The sequence below is a fragment of the Pseudomonas sp. GW822-FHT06B12 genome (assembly GCF_058799675.1).
Genome location: NZ_JBXALR010000007.1, coordinates 196,040 through 209,283 on the forward strand (window position 1 = coordinate 196,040; position 13,244 = coordinate 209,283).

At 60.5% G+C, this 13,244-nt stretch carries 14 protein-coding genes; 5 read left to right on the top strand and 9 right to left on the bottom strand.

The window, feature by feature from the left end; genetic code table 11:
- Nucleotide 1 precedes the first annotated feature (1 nt).
- From rodA to AC1RKH_RS17760, 6 genes are all read right to left on the bottom strand, one after another.
- Entirely contained in the window at nucleotides 2-1,105 is a 1,104-nt protein-coding gene (gene rodA / locus AC1RKH_RS17735; RefSeq protein WP_123423501.1) for a rod shape-determining protein RodA, read from the bottom strand.
- Between the two features lie 31 nt (nucleotides 1,106-1,136).
- Nucleotides 1,137-3,032: a penicillin-binding protein 2 gene (gene mrdA, locus AC1RKH_RS17740; protein ID WP_493063562.1), complete on the bottom strand. Its 1,896-nt coding sequence runs from the start codon at nucleotides 3,030-3,032 to the stop codon at nucleotides 1,137-1,139.
- A 12-nt stretch (nucleotides 3,033-3,044) separates the two neighbouring features.
- Nucleotides 3,045-3,512, bottom strand: coding sequence for a 23S rRNA (pseudouridine(1915)-N(3))-methyltransferase RlmH (gene rlmH, locus AC1RKH_RS17745; protein ID WP_003185785.1), 468 nt, complete (start codon nucleotides 3,510-3,512; stop codon nucleotides 3,045-3,047).
- 9 nt (nucleotides 3,513-3,521) lie between these two features.
- Nucleotides 3,522-4,016, bottom strand: a complete 495-nt coding sequence (rsfS, locus tag AC1RKH_RS17750) for a ribosome silencing factor (RefSeq protein WP_123423499.1) — start codon at nucleotides 4,014-4,016, stop codon at nucleotides 3,522-3,524.
- Nucleotides 4,017-4,087: 71 nt separating this feature from the next.
- Nucleotides 4,088-4,810: a nicotinate-nucleotide adenylyltransferase gene (gene nadD / locus AC1RKH_RS17755; RefSeq protein ID WP_259740203.1), complete on the bottom strand. Its 723-nt coding sequence runs from the start codon at nucleotides 4,808-4,810 to the stop codon at nucleotides 4,088-4,090.
- Nucleotides 4,779-6,050: a glutamate-5-semialdehyde dehydrogenase gene (locus AC1RKH_RS17760; protein ID WP_493063561.1), complete on the bottom strand. Its 1,272-nt coding sequence runs from the start codon at nucleotides 6,048-6,050 to the stop codon at nucleotides 4,779-4,781. The genes nadD and AC1RKH_RS17760 overlap by 32 nt, the downstream gene beginning before the upstream one ends.
- A gap of 162 nt (nucleotides 6,051-6,212) precedes the next feature.
- Between AC1RKH_RS17760 and AC1RKH_RS17765 the strand changes: the two genes are divergently transcribed.
- Both AC1RKH_RS17765 and AC1RKH_RS17770 read left to right on the top strand, forming a co-directional pair.
- Nucleotides 6,213-6,899, top strand: coding sequence for a DNA-3-methyladenine glycosylase (locus AC1RKH_RS17765; RefSeq protein ID WP_493063560.1), 687 nt, complete (start codon nucleotides 6,213-6,215; stop codon nucleotides 6,897-6,899).
- Between the two features lie 153 nt (nucleotides 6,900-7,052).
- Entirely contained in the window at nucleotides 7,053-8,369 is a 1,317-nt protein-coding gene (locus AC1RKH_RS17770) for a bifunctional DedA family/phosphatase PAP2 family protein (protein ID WP_493063559.1), read from the top strand.
- Between the two features lie 40 nt (nucleotides 8,370-8,409).
- Here the strand turns inward: AC1RKH_RS17770 and AC1RKH_RS17775 are convergent, their stop codons facing one another.
- Genes AC1RKH_RS17775 through AC1RKH_RS17785 form a run of 3 tightly spaced genes read right to left on the bottom strand, consistent with a single transcriptional unit; the run spans nucleotide 8,410 to nucleotide 10,089 of the window.
- Nucleotides 8,410-9,000, bottom strand: a complete 591-nt coding sequence (locus tag AC1RKH_RS17775; protein WP_493063558.1) for an LON peptidase substrate-binding domain-containing protein — start codon at nucleotides 8,998-9,000, stop codon at nucleotides 8,410-8,412.
- A gap of 10 nt (nucleotides 9,001-9,010) precedes the next feature.
- A complete protein-coding gene (locus AC1RKH_RS17780; RefSeq protein WP_493063557.1) occupies nucleotides 9,011-9,727 on the bottom strand; it encodes an LrgB family protein in 717 nt (238 codons plus the stop codon).
- The gene (locus tag AC1RKH_RS17785) at nucleotides 9,727-10,089 is read right to left on the bottom strand and encodes a CidA/LrgA family protein (protein ID WP_493063556.1); all 363 of its coding nucleotides are present in this window, start codon (nucleotides 10,087-10,089) and stop codon (nucleotides 9,727-9,729) included. Before AC1RKH_RS17785 ends, AC1RKH_RS17780 begins: the two co-directional genes overlap by 1 nt.
- A gap of 196 nt (nucleotides 10,090-10,285) precedes the next feature.
- On the opposite strand from AC1RKH_RS17785, the gene AC1RKH_RS17790 reads away from it, so the two are divergent.
- The 3 genes from AC1RKH_RS17790 to AC1RKH_RS17800 all read left to right on the top strand — a co-directional run bounded on the left by AC1RKH_RS17790 (nucleotide 10,286) and on the right by AC1RKH_RS17800 (nucleotide 13,231).
- Nucleotides 10,286-10,741: a MaoC family dehydratase gene (locus AC1RKH_RS17790; protein WP_123423489.1), complete on the top strand. Its 456-nt coding sequence runs from the start codon at nucleotides 10,286-10,288 to the stop codon at nucleotides 10,739-10,741.
- A 102-nt stretch (nucleotides 10,742-10,843) separates the two neighbouring features.
- Nucleotides 10,844-12,562, top strand: coding sequence for a C13 family peptidase (locus AC1RKH_RS17795; RefSeq protein WP_493063555.1), 1,719 nt, complete (start codon nucleotides 10,844-10,846; stop codon nucleotides 12,560-12,562).
- Between the two features lie 27 nt (nucleotides 12,563-12,589).
- Nucleotides 12,590-13,231, top strand: a complete 642-nt coding sequence (locus AC1RKH_RS17800) for an oxidoreductase (RefSeq protein WP_493063554.1) — start codon at nucleotides 12,590-12,592, stop codon at nucleotides 13,229-13,231.
- Nucleotides 13,232-13,244 lie beyond the last annotated feature (13 nt).

Sequence of the window (13,244 nt, forward strand, 5' to 3'; positions counted from 1 at the left end):
TTCAAACCTGTGCGATCCACTTACGATGGGTATGGATCGACATCAAAACCCCAAACGCTGACAGCAGCGTCACCAGCGAAGTTCCGCCGTAGCTAATGAACGGCAACGGCACCCCCACCACCGGCAATAGGCCACTGACCATACCGATGTTGACGAAAACGTAAACAAAAAACGTCATGGTCAGGCTGCCGGCCAGCAATTTGCCGAACAATGTCTGCGCCTGAGCGGTAATCACCAGCCCACGGCCAATCAACAGCAGGTAAATCAGCAGCAAGGCGCAAATACCCACCAGACCGAACTCTTCGCCCATCACCGCGATGATGAAATCGGTGTGGCTTTCCGGCAGGAAGTCCAGGTGCGACTGGGTGCCCAGCAGCCAGCCCTTGCCAAACACACCGCCGGAACCGATGGCGGCCTTGGACTGAATGATGTTCCAGCCAGTGCCAAGCGGATCGCTCTCAGGGTCGAGGAAAGTCAGGATCCGCTGCTTCTGATAGTCATGCATGATGAAGAACCACATGGCGACGGCCACCGGCACGGCCGCAGCGACCACGCTGAGGATCCAGCGCCAGCGCAGGCCACCCATGAACAGCACGAACGCACCGCCGGCCAGAATCAGCAGCGAAGTGCCGAGGTCCGGCTGACGGACGATCAATATGAACGGCAACCCAATCAGGAACAGACTGACCCCGACGTGCTTGAGTTGTGGCGGCAACGTGCGCTTGGACAGGTACCAGGCAATGGTTGCCGGCATCAGGATCTTCATGAATTCCGAGGGCTGGAAGCGAATCACCCCGGGAATGTTGATCCAGCGCGTGGCGCCCATGGCGTTGTGGCCCATCACGTCCACCACCACCAGCAAGATCACCCCGAGCACATAACCCAGCGGCACCCAACGCGCCATGAAGCGCGGTTCGAACTGGGCGATGACGATCATCGACACCAGGCCGATGCCGAACGACGTCGCTTGTTTGGCCAGCAGGTCCCAGCTCTTGCCACTGGCCGAATACAGCACGAACAGGCTGCCGGCCGCGAGGATCAGCAGCAGGATCAGCAAGGGACCGTCGATGTGCATGCGTTGCAACAGCGTCGCGCGGCGACGCATCACATCCTCACTGGAGAGGATGCGATCAAAATTACTCTTCACGGGCCGTAGCCTCCGCGCTGATAGGGCTGTCGAACTCGGGTTTGAGTCGGCCGTCCGAGCCCAGGAGCCAGGCATCCATGACTTGCCGCACCACTGGCGCCGCGACACCGGAACCGGACTCACCGTTCTCGACCATCACCGCCACGGTGATTTTCGGGTTGTCGGCCGGCGCAAAGCCGACGAACAAGGCGTGGTCGCGGTGGCGCTCCTGAACCTTGGAGCGGTCGTACTTCTCGCCCTGCTTGATCGCGACCACCTGGGCGGTACCCGACTTACCGGCAATCCGGTATTGCGAGCCGATCGCCGCCTTACGCGCGGTACCGCGGGCACCGTGCATCACTTGTTGCATGCCGTGGTTGACCTTGGTCCAGTCCGACGCATCACGCAGAACGATGTCCGGCATCGGATTCGGGTCCAACGGTTTCTCGCCTTCGATGGTTTTGGCCAGGTGCGGACGGTTCCACTTGCCCTTGTTGGCGACCAGCGCGGTGGCCTGGGCCAACTGCAACGGGGTGGACTGCATGTAGCCCTGGCCAATCCCCAGAATCAGCGTTTCACCCGGGAACCAGGCCTGACGGCGGGTTGCGCGTTTCCACTCGCGGGACGGCATCAGTCCCGGCGACTCTTCGAACATGTCCAGCGAGACCTTCTGGCCGATGCCGAACTTGCCCATGTACGCCGACAACCGATCAATCCCCAGCTTGTGCGCCAGGTCATAGAAGTAGGTGTCGTTGGAACGCATGATCGCCGTGTCCAGATCCACATAGCCGTCGCCGGTGCGGTTCCAGTTACGGTATTTGTGATCGTAGTTGGGCAGCATGTAGTAACCGGGGTCGAAAACCCGGGTCGAAGCGGTCACTACGCCTGAGTCCAGCCCGGCAATCGCCACGGCCGGCTTGATGGTCGAACCCGGTGGATACAGACCGCGCAGCACGCGGTTGAACAGTGGCCGGTCGATCGAGTCACGCAACTCGGCATAGGCCTTGAAGCTGATGCCGGTCACGAACAGGTTCGGGTCGAAACTCGGCTGACTGACCATCGCCAGCACTTCGCCGGTGTTCGGGTCCAGCGCCACCACCGCACCCCGGCGCCCGCCCAATGCGGTTTCGGCGGCTTCCTGCAATTTGATGTCCAGGCTCAGGACAATGTCCTTGCCAGGAATCGGATCGGTACGCTTGAGCACCCGCAGCACGCGGCCACGGGCGTTGGTCTCGACTTCTTCGTAACCAACCTGACCGTGCAATTCAGGCTCGTAGAAGCGTTCGATGCCGGTTTTGCCAATTTGATGGGTGCCGCTGTAAGCCACCGGATCCAGACTCTTGAGCTCTTTTTCGTTGATCCGCCCCATATAACCGACCGAGTGCGCAAAATGCGCGCCCTGCGGATAGTGACGCACCAGCTGCGCAACTACTTCGACGCCCGGCAGGCGGAACTGATTCACCGCGATCCGGGCGATTTGCTCTTCCGTCAGCTCGAACAGGATCGGCACCGGCTCAAACGGTCGGCGCCCCTGCTTCATGCGTTTTTCGAAGACCACCCGGTCTTCGGGCGTCAGTTGCAGCACTTCAACGATCACATCGAGCACTTGCTTCCAGTCACCCGAACGCTCGCGGGTCATGCTCAGGCTGAAGCTGGGCCGGTTATCGGCCACCACCACACCATTACGGTCGTAGATCAGGCCGCGAGTCGGCGGAATCGGCTGAACGTGGACGCGGTTGTTTTCCGACAGCGTCGAGTGGTATTCGTACTGAATCACTTGCAGGAAATACAACCGCGCGATCAGCACGCCGATCAGCGTGACCACCGCAATTGCCCCGAACACGACCCGGCCGCGCACCAGACGGGCGTCTTTCTCGTGGTCCTTGATGCGGATCGGCTGAGACATGAGGGCGCTGAACTACTTGTGGTAAGGGTGCCCGGACAGCACTGTCCAGGCGCGATACAGCTGTTCACCAATCAGAATCCGCACCAGCGGGTGCGGCAAGGTCAGTGGCGACAGCGACCAGCGCTGATCAGCCCGTGCACAGACTTCCGGCGCCAGCCCTTCGGGGCCGCCGACCATGAAATTCACCGTGCGCGAGTCCAGTCGCCAGCGGTCCAGTTCGACCGCCAGTTGCTCGGTGCTCCAGGGTTTGCCATGAACTTCGAGGGTAACGATGCGCTCGTTCGGGCCGACCTTTGCCAGCATGGCTTCGCCTTCCTGGCGGATGAAGCGCGCCACGTCAGCGTTCTTGCCACGGGTGTTGAGCGGTATTTCCACCAGTTCCAGCGCCAGCTCGGAAGGAAGACGCTTGGCATATTCATGCCAGCCTTCTTCCACCCATTTGGGCATGCGTGAACCGACGGCGATCAGACGCAGTCGCACAGCGAACCCTTATTGCTGGTCTTTGTTGAGCTTGGTGAAATGCTCGTGACCGACTTCAGGGCTGTGATGCTTGCCATCGGTGGCACGGCTCAGTTCGGCACCTTCCCACAGACGCTCCAGGTCGTAGAACTGGCGGGCCGAGGCGGTCATCATGTGTACGATGACATCGTCCATGTCCAGCAGCACCCAGTCACTGTCGCCCTTGCCTTCTTCACCCAGCGGCTTGACGCCCTGGGCCTTGACCGCCTCGCGGACCTTATCCAGCATCGCGCCGATCTGGCGGTTGGAAGTACCTGTCGCGATGATCATGAAGTCAGTGATGCTCTGCTTTTCACGAACGTCGATCACCAGAATGTCCTGGGCCTTGACGTCTTCCAGGGCCGCTACGGCGACCTTGACCAGCTCTTCGCCAAGGAGAGGCAAGCCGGTTACAGCCGTTTCTGGCAGCGGGGCGCTTTTGAATGTGCCTTTGCGCTTTACTTTAGTTACGTCTTTGTTCGTCATATAAAACTCGTTTTGCTCGTATGTTCGGGCGCTTCGGTACACGCGTTCACGTGTTTTGAAGCGCGCCTTTTTCAGTTCGACGCACGGTAAAGTCCGTGCGCATCGATGTAGGCCAGGACCGCGTCGGGCACCAGGAAACGTACCGACTTACCGCTGGCCAGCAGTTGACGGATCTGGGTGGCGGATACCGCGAGCGGCGTCTGCCAGACGAATGCAATCTGTCCGCTCGGCCCTTTGAGGGCCAACGGGTCGCTCACCGAGCGCGCTGCCAGCAGGTTGCGCAAGGCATCCGGCGGTTCGCTGTCGGCATCCGGGCGTTGCAGCACCAGGATGTGGCAATGCTGGAGCAACTCTTCCCAGCGGTGCCAAGTGGGCAGGCCGCAAAATGCGTCCCAGCCCAAAAGTAGAAACAACTGGTCGTCAGCGGCGAGTTCCGCGCGCATCAGCTCCAGGGTATCGATGGTGTAGGACGGCTTGTCGCGCTTGAGCTCGCGGTCGTCCACCACCAATGGGGCCACACCGGCCACCGCGCATTCGACCATCGCCAGACGGTCCTGCGCCGAGACCTGCGGCGTGTCCCGATGCGGCGGCCTGGCGCTAGGCGTCAGGCGCAACTCGTCGAGGGTCAGTTCCTCAGCCACTTCCAGTGCACCGCGCAAATGGCCGACGTGCACCGGGTCGAAGGTCCCGCCCAGGACGCCAATGCGCCGAGGGCCGGGTTCGCTGGCAGTCACTGCGGCGCTCTGGCCGAGATCGCCCAAGTCAGACCGGCTCCTGGCCGCGCAACTGGCCATCACCGACCACGATGTACTTCTCGCAGGTCAGACCTTCGAGGCCCACCGGGCCGCGGGCGTGCAGCTTATCAGTAGAAATGCCAATCTCGGCACCCAATCCGTATTCGAAGCCATCGGCGAAGCACGTCGGCGCGTTGATCATCACCGAAGCCGAATCGACTTCAGTCACGAAACGCCGGGTTTCACCCTGGTGTTCACTGACGATCGAGTCAGTGTGGTGCGAGCCGTAATGGTTGATGTGCTCGATCGCCTGGTCCAGGCCGTCGACCACCAGGATCGACAGAATCGGCGCCAAGTATTCGGTGCTCCAGTCTTCTTCAGTCGCGGCCACGACGTCGATGATCGCCTGGGTGCGTTCGCAACCGCGCAGTTCGACGCCTTTTTCGCGGAACTGTTCAGCCATCGCCGGCAGGAATTCCTTGGCGACCGCTTGATCGACCAACAGGGTTTCCATGGCGCCGCAGATGCCGTAACGGTAAGTCTTGGCGTTGAACGCAATGCGCTGGGCTTTCGGCAACTCGGCGTGGGCACTGACATACACGTGGCAGATGCCGTCCAGGTGCTTGATCACCGGCACGCGAGCGTCGCGGCTGACCCGTTCGATCAGGCCCTTGCCGCCGCGCGGTACGATCACGTCGACGTACTCGGGCATGGTGATCAGTGCGCCAACAGCGGCGCGGTCGGTGGTTTCGACCACTTGCACCACCGCAGCCGGCAAACCGGCTTCAGCCAGACCGCGCTGAATGCAGGCGGCAATGGCACGGTTGGAATGAATGGCCTCGGAACCACCGCGCAGGATGGTTGCGTTGCCCGACTTCAGGCACAGGCTCGCGGCATCGATGGTCACGTTCGGCCGCGACTCATAGATGATCCCGACCACGCCCAGAGGCACGCGCATCTTGCCGACCTGAATACCCGACGGCCGGTAACTCATGTCGCGGATCGCGCCGACCGGGTCGGGCAGCGCTGCTACCTGACGCAAACCGACGATCATGCCGTCGATGCGTGCGGGGGTCAGGGCCAGACGTTCGAGCATGGCCGGCTCAAGCCCATTGGCCCGGCCAGCGGCCAGGTCAAGTTCATTGGCGGCGGTCAACTCGGCGCGAGCGTTATCCAAAGCGTTGGCGGCAGCCAGCAGGGCGCGGTTTTTCTGCCCGGTACTGGCACGGCCGATCACGCGGGAAGCGTCGCGGGCAGCGCGACCCAAACGGGTCATGTAGTCAAGAACGGACTCAGTCATGGTCTCTGTGGTCTTGGCAAAGAGGAAAGCGGCAGATTATAGCTGTCGCGCGCTCCTACTAACAGCAGTGACGGGCGGATGGTCGAAATGGGCAGTGTTCAGCCTCGATTAAGTCCGCAGTTGTTATCATTCCGTCATATTTACCTGATCTCTTCGGCCGCCATGTCTATTTTGACCGCAGCGAAACTGCCAAAAGCCCTGCCCGACAGCTTTTTCAACCGTGATGCGCAGCTGCTTGCCTGTGAATTGCTGGGCAAAGTGATCCGCCATCGGGTCGGTGATCTGTGGCTTTCGGCGCGGATTATCGAGACCGAAGCCTATTACTGCGAAGAAAAAGGCAGCCACGCCTCCCTCGGCTACACAGAAAAACGTAAGGCTTTGTTTCTGGATGGCGGCCACATCTATATGTATTACGCCCGCGGCGGTGATTCGCTGAACTTCAGTGCCCATGGGCCGGGTAATGCGGTGCTGATCAAATCGGCCTACCCCTGGGTCGATGAAATCTCCGGCCCGGCGAGCCTGGCGCAGATGCTGCTGAACAATCCCGACGCCAGCGGACGACCGCGCCCCTCGCAGAAGCTCTGCGCTGGACAGACGTTGCTGTGCAAGGCGCTGGGGCTGAAAGTGCCGACCTGGGATGCCAAGCGCTTCGATCATGAAGTGCTGCTTGTCGAAGACGTTGGCACACCACCCGCGCATGTCATCCAGACCACACGCCTGGGCATTCCCCATGGCCGCGACGAACACCTGATGTACCGCTTCGTCGACAGCGCCTACGCGCCCTACTGCACCCGGAACCCTCTGCGACGCGGCCAGGTCGAAGATCGCGACTATTTCTTGCTTCCGTGAGTACTGCTGCGGTTAGCAGCAAAAACACCCACTGTGGGAGCGAGCTTGCTCGCGATAGCGGACTGACAGCTGACACTGATGTCGGCTGTCATGCCCCCATCGCGAGCAAGCTCGCTCCCACAGTTCATCTGATGATCTGATGGAGTTGTTTTTATGGGCCCATGGCTCGATAGCCTGACCGTCTGGTTGACGGTAAATCCGCAATGGCTGGCGGTGGCGGTATTCATAGTGGCCTGCGTTGAGTGCCTGGCAATTGTCGGGTTGATCGTGCCCGGCATAGTGTTGCTGTTTGCCATCACGGTGTTGGCCGGCAGCGGCGCGCTGTCGCTGGGCGAAACGCTGCTGCTGGGCTTCCTCGGCGGCGTGTTCGGCGATCTGCTGTCGTATTTCCTGGGCCGACACTTCCACCAGAACATTCGGCGCTTGCCGGGGCTGCGCCACCATCCGGAATGGATCAGCGGCGCCGAAAGCTATTTCCAGCGCTATGGCATCGCGAGCTTATTGGTCGGGCGCTTTATCGGCCCGTTGCGCCCGATGCTGCCCATGGTTGCCGGGATGTTCGACATGCCGTTCCCGCGTTTCTTTGCGGTCAGTTTGCTGGCGGGTGCCGGCTGGTCAGTAGCCTATCTGCTGCCGGGCTGGGCCACGGGTGCGGCAATTCGCCTGCCGCTGCCCGAAGGTTTCTGGCCACAGGCCGGGCTGGTGGTCGGCAGCATCGCGGTGCTGGTGGGTCTGAGCATCAACAGCAGCGTGCGCGCTCATCGCCAGGCCACTGCACTGATCGCCGGCCTTAGCCTGGTGATACTCGGTGGGCTGTTTATTGGCTACCCACATCTGAACGCCTTCGATCAGGGCTTGATGACGCTGGTACAGGAGCACCGCAGCTCGCTGCTGGATGAAGTCGCGGTGATGCTCACCCAGCTCGGCGAATTCAAAAACATGTTGGTGATCAGCGCCGCGCTGACGATCCTGCTGCTGGTCACGCGGCAATGGCGACACATGCTCTTCGCGGGTAGCACGCTGCTGATCACCGCGCTGGCGAACACCGGAACCAAGAACCTGTTCGCCCGGATGCGCCCGGAAGTACTGACCGATCCGCTGACCAGCTACAGCATGCCCAGTGGTCATTCGTCAGGTTCGTTTGCGTTGTTCCTGACCCTGGCGGTACTGGCCGGCCGAGGCCAGCCAACACGCATGCGCCTGACCTGGCTGCTGCTCGGCTGCTTGCCGGCTGCGTCCATCGCCATGTCGCGGGTTTATCTCGGCGCGCACTGGCCAACCGATGTACTGGCCGGCGCCATGCTGGCCGCCTGCGTGTGTGCCGCCAGCCTGAACCTGACCCAGCGCCAGACACCTCTGAGCCCGATGCCGGCCAAGGCCTGGTGGCTGGTCTTGACAGTGCTGGCAGCATTGTTCGGGTTCTTCGCGCTGTGGCATTTGCCTCAAATGATGTTGCGGTATGCGTATTAGCTAAAGCAAAAGATCGCAGCCTGCGATCTTTTAGCGGACGTCAGGCAAACAATTCACCCTGCAACTCATCCAGCAACGCCTGAATCGCATCCAGGCGCTGTTGCGGGTCGTCGAGTTGCAGCAGGTCGATCTTGTCCAGCTCGGAAAATGGCAGCAGATACGCCAACTGATTCGCCAGCGATTGCTGGCCCGTGGCTTCGGTGCCCATGTTCAGTGCCTCGACCATCGGGTGTTCGGCCAGCGCCTTGAGCAAGGCAATGAGGTCGGCGTCTTCATCCTGCAAGGGTTGCTCAGGCAGATCATCCAGCCACTCAACATCGGCGACGGTCAGTTGGTCGCGCTGGACCTCGGTGCGCAGCACATGAAAGCGTCGCCCTCCCTGAACCCGAATGCCCAGCAGGCCGTTGTCCTGCTGTTTGAAATCGGTGATCAATGCTTCGCAGCCGACCAGTGCATACCCTTCGGGCGCGACACCCACTTCATCGCCATCCAGAATGCACACCACACCAAAGCCTGCGCCCTGTTTCATGCAGCGGCCGATCATGTCCAGGTAGCGCGCCTCGAAGATTTGCAAATCGAGGATGCAACCGGGAAACAACACTGTGTTCAGCGGGAAAAGCGCCAGGCTCATAGAGATTTCCTTAAACCACCATCGACACCGCCAACGGCAGGAATACCGCCGTGGCCACACCCATCAGGCTCATCGCCAACGCGGCAAATGCACCGCACTCTTCATTTTCCTGCATCGCCACCGCCGTGCCGACGGCATGAGCCGTCATGCCTAGCGCCATGCCCCGAGCTTCAGGACTATGGACCCCCAGGCGCGTCAAAAGACTCGGGCCGAAAATCGCTCCAATCACCCCGGTGATCAACACGAACACCGCCGCCAGCGCCGCCACTCCGCCGATCTGTTCGGCCACCAGCATGGCAATCGGCGAGGTCACCGATTTGGGTGCCATGGTCATCAGAATCATGTGCTCGGCGCCAAACCACCAACCCAGCAACACGCCCATGCCGGTGGCAACCACTCCCCCTATCACCAGCGTAGTAAAAATCGGCCAGAACAGCTGCCGAATCCGTCGCAGGTTCAGGTACAGCGGCACCGCCAGCGCAACGGTTGCCGGTCCCAGCAGGATACTGAGGATCTCGGTGCTTCTGCGGTACTCGGCGTACGTCAGCCCACACGCGAGCAACACACCGATCACCAGCAGCATCGACACCAGCACTGGCTGCAGGAAGATCCAGCGGGTTTTCTCGAACGCTGCCAGTACCAATTGATACGCACCCAAAGTAATACCGATACCGAACAGCGGGTGGTGAATCACTGCCGTCAAAGCGCCGTGCCAATCGAAGACCATTACGACTCCTCCGAGCGATTAGCGTGGCGCTTGATCAGCCGTTGCATCAGCACTCCGGCGAAGGCCATGGACAACAGTAGCGACAACACCAGTGCCCCCACGATGGCCCAGAAGTCCGCGGCAATATCGGCGGCGTAAACCATCACGCCCACCGCCGGCGGCACCAGCAGCAACGGCAAATAACGCAGCAGGCTGCCAGCCGCCAGATTCAGTGGCTCAGCCACTTCGCCGCGAACGACCAGAAATCCCAGCAGCAACAGCAGGCCGATAATCGGTCCCGGCAGCACCGGCAAAAACAAATGGTTGAGGGCCGTGCCAAGCAATTGAAACAGCACCAGCCAGGTCAGGCCGCGTAACAACATCCGTGATCTCCAGCAAAACTCGTCCCCCCACAAGCGGGCCGGACATTATAAGCATGGCACTTGCTATGCATGGGTATTCGCCAAAGGTATGGATGCTTGACCGGAACAAATCACCATGATGATCTAAGGTGGTTGTTCAGGGAGCAAATTCCCACCCTAAAAAACTAAAAAACCGATGAACCCAAGGAGAGTCTCAATGCCCTATGTTCCCGTTGCAGAGCTCAAAGATTATGTCGGCAAGGAACTTGGACGTTCCGAGTGGCTCACGATCGATCAGGACCGCATCAACCTGTTCGCTGAAGCCACAGGCGATTATCAGTTCATCCACGTTGACCCGGTAAAAGCCGCACAAACCCCGTTTGGCAGCACGATCGCCCACGGCTTCCTGTCGCTGTCGCTGATCCCGAAACTGATGGAGGACATCCTGGTCATGCCGCAGGGTTTGAAGATGGTGGTCAACTACGGCCTGGACAGCGTGCGTTTCATTCAACCGGTGAAGGTCGACTCCAGAGTCCGGCTCAAGGTCGAACTGTCTGAAGTCACCGAGAAAAAACCCGGCCAATGGCTGCTCAAGGCCACCGCCACCCTGGAAATCGAAGGTCAGGAAAAACCGGCGTACATCGCTGAACCGCTGTCGCTGGCGTTCGTGTAACCCCTCGCTCGATGCGAAACAGCTATCTGCTGTTTCGCACAGCTCTATATATCAGACACATAGCTGCGGCATACTCCCTCGCCTAATTGCCCGGATCCCGCTATGCGCTCACTTGTACCCCTTGCTCTGACCCTGTTGCTCACCGCGTGTGGTGATGGCGAATCGCTGTTGCCGCCTGACGCACGCCTGCCGGATGGCGGCCGCTATCGGGGAGATCTGGTCAACGGGTTGCTGCAAGGCCAGGGCCGGATCGACTACCCCAATGGCAGTTGGTACGCCGGTCAGTTCGACAAGGGCCAGTGGCACGGTCAGGGCGAATGGCACGGCAGCAACGGCGAGGTCTACCGTGGAGAATTCCAGCAGGGGCTGTTCCATGGCCAGGGCACGCTGACGACCAGTGGCAGCAGTTACACCGGCGGTTTCAAACTCGGTCGGCGCGACGGTGAAGGCACCCTCAAAGAAGACGGCATGACCTACCGCGGCGAGTTCAAGGCCGATCAATATTCTGGCCTCGGTCGTCTCGAACTTGAGGACGGCAGCCAGTATCAGGGCCAGTTCGCCAATGGCAAACCCAACGGTGAAGGACAGCGCGGCGATGCCAGCGGCAATCAGTTCACCGGTAATTTCGTCGACGGCCAGCTGGAAGGCAACGGCACTTTCAGCAGTGCCGAGGGCGACAGCTACGTCGGTGGTTTCAAACAGAATCAGCTGAACGGTAAAGGCCGCTACGAGAACGCCGACGGCGACGTGTGGGTCGGCCAGTTCAAGGAAGGCGCGCTGAACGGTAAAGGCGAATTGATTGGTGCCGATAACAGCCACTACATCGGCCAATTCAGTGATTGGCGTTTCACCGGTCAGGGTCGTTTGAACCTGGCTGACGGCAGCTTTTACATCGGTGAGTTCGACAGCGACAGCTATCAGGGTCACGGCACGCTGGTGCTGACTGATGGCACGGTGCAAAGCGGCGACTGGATCAATGGCCTGCGTGTACGCGATGCCAATGGCAAATTGCTGCCGGACACCCTCGAATTGGGTTTGCTGGCGCAAGGGCGTCTGCTCGAAGAAGCGCTGGCCAATGTGCCCGCCTCGACCCCGGCAATCGAGCTGTACACCCTGACCCTGGGCGGCGACGGCAAGCAGAGTGTGTTTCTGCGCGAGTCCGACTACGTCAGCAACATGCTCGCCAGCCGCTTCGGCGCTTATGGCCAGATCCGCCTGGTCAACCATCGCGATCATCTCGGCGACCGGGCAATGGCTACCCGCGAGAACCTGCGCCGCGCCGCTCTGACTCTGGCCGAACGCAGCGGGCCGGAAGATCTGGTGTTCATCTACCTGACCAGCCACGGCACTCACGAACATGAACTGGTGCTCGACCAACCGCGTCTGGAGCTGGCTGACTTGCCGGCCGACGAATTGGCCGCAGTGCTCGCACCGCTGAAAAACCGCGACAAGATCATCGTGATTTCCGCGTGCTACTCCGGCGGCTTCATCCCGGCACTCAAGGACGAACGCACGCTGATCATGACCGCCTCGCGCGCCGACCGAGTGTCGTTCGGTTGCTCGGAAGAGGCCGACTTCACCTATTTCGGCGACGCGTTGTTCGTCCAGGCACTAAATCAGACCGACGATCTGGAGCAGGCGTTCAAACTGGCCAAGGCCACGGTCGCCGAGCGCGAACTGGCGGACAATTTCGAGGCCTCGGAGCCACAGATCTGGGCGCCAAAAGGGGTTTTGGCGCACTGGCAATTACTGCGCAAGCAGCAAGCACGCAAAGCACTACAAAGTGCTGCTTTAAACAGCAAGGAAGCAAAGAGCAACTAAGCTGAACAGTATCAAGGGGGAAACATTATGTACTTGACGCCTCAGCATGTATTGCTCGCTGGAGCCACCGGCCTGACCGGTGAACACTTACTCGATCGGCTGCTCAACGAGCCGACCATCAGCCGCGTACTGGCACCGTCACGCCGACCACTGGCTGAGCATCCGCATCTGGAAAACCCGGTCGGCGATCCGGCTGTATTTCTCCCACAACTCAGCGGCCGCGTCGACATTGCCTACTGCTGCCTGGGCACGACGATCAAACAGGCCGGCTCCGAACAAGCCTTTCGCGCAGTCGATCTGGACATGGTCGTGGCGTTCGCCAAACGTGCACGGGAAATGGGCGCACGGCACTTGATCGTGATCAGCGCCCTGGGGGCCGATCGGAGATCCTCGATTTTCTACAACCGGGTGAAGGGCGAGATGGAATACGCATTGCGCGCACAGAACTGGCCGCAACTGACCATTTGCCGGCCTTCCCTGCTGCTGGGCGATCGGCTTGAGCCGCGACTCGCCGAACAACTGGCCGGACCACTGTCCAAACTGATTCCCGGCAAATACCGTGGTATCGAAGCCTGCCAACTGGCCCGCGCCATGTGGCGCCTGGCACTGGAAGAGCAGGATGGTTTACGGATTGTCGAGTCTGACGAATTGCGCAAGCTGGGCAAGTAACAAGCCACCGATC

Bases quoted from the DNA above. Each gene is read 5' to 3' on its own strand.
- AC1RKH_RS17770 (WP_493063559.1), top strand. From the start codon at position 7,053: ATGGGCCCATGGCTCGATAGCCTGACCGTCTGGTTGACGGTAAATCCG.
- nadD (WP_259740203.1), bottom strand. From the start codon at position 4,810: ATGGCCAGTTGCGCGGCCAGGAGCCGGTCTGACTTGGGCGATCTCGGC.
- rodA (WP_123423501.1), bottom strand. From the start codon at position 1,105: ATGCGTCGCCGCGCGACGCTGTTGCAACGCATGCACATCGACGGTCCC.
- AC1RKH_RS17760 (WP_493063561.1), bottom strand. From the start codon at position 6,050: ATGACTGAGTCCGTTCTTGACTACATGACCCGTTTGGGTCGCGCTGCC.
- mrdA (WP_493063562.1), bottom strand. From the start codon at position 3,032: ATGTCTCAGCCGATCCGCATCAAGGACCACGAGAAAGACGCCCGTCTG.
- AC1RKH_RS17780 (WP_493063557.1), bottom strand. From the start codon at position 9,727: ATGGTCTTCGATTGGCACGGCGCTTTGACGGCAGTGATTCACCACCCG.
- AC1RKH_RS17790 (WP_123423489.1), top strand. From the start codon at position 10,286: ATGCCCTATGTTCCCGTTGCAGAGCTCAAAGATTATGTCGGCAAGGAA.
- AC1RKH_RS17795 (WP_493063555.1), top strand. From the start codon at position 10,844: ATGCGCTCACTTGTACCCCTTGCTCTGACCCTGTTGCTCACCGCGTGT.
- AC1RKH_RS17775 (WP_493063558.1), bottom strand. From the start codon at position 9,000: ATGAGCCTGGCGCTTTTCCCGCTGAACACAGTGTTGTTTCCCGGTTGC.
- rsfS (WP_123423499.1), bottom strand. From the start codon at position 4,016: ATGACGAACAAAGACGTAACTAAAGTAAAGCGCAAAGGCACATTCAAA.
- AC1RKH_RS17800 (WP_493063554.1), top strand. From the start codon at position 12,590: ATGTACTTGACGCCTCAGCATGTATTGCTCGCTGGAGCCACCGGCCTG.
- AC1RKH_RS17765 (WP_493063560.1), top strand. From the start codon at position 6,213: ATGTCTATTTTGACCGCAGCGAAACTGCCAAAAGCCCTGCCCGACAGC.
- AC1RKH_RS17785 (WP_493063556.1), bottom strand. From the start codon at position 10,089: ATGTTGTTACGCGGCCTGACCTGGCTGGTGCTGTTTCAATTGCTTGGC.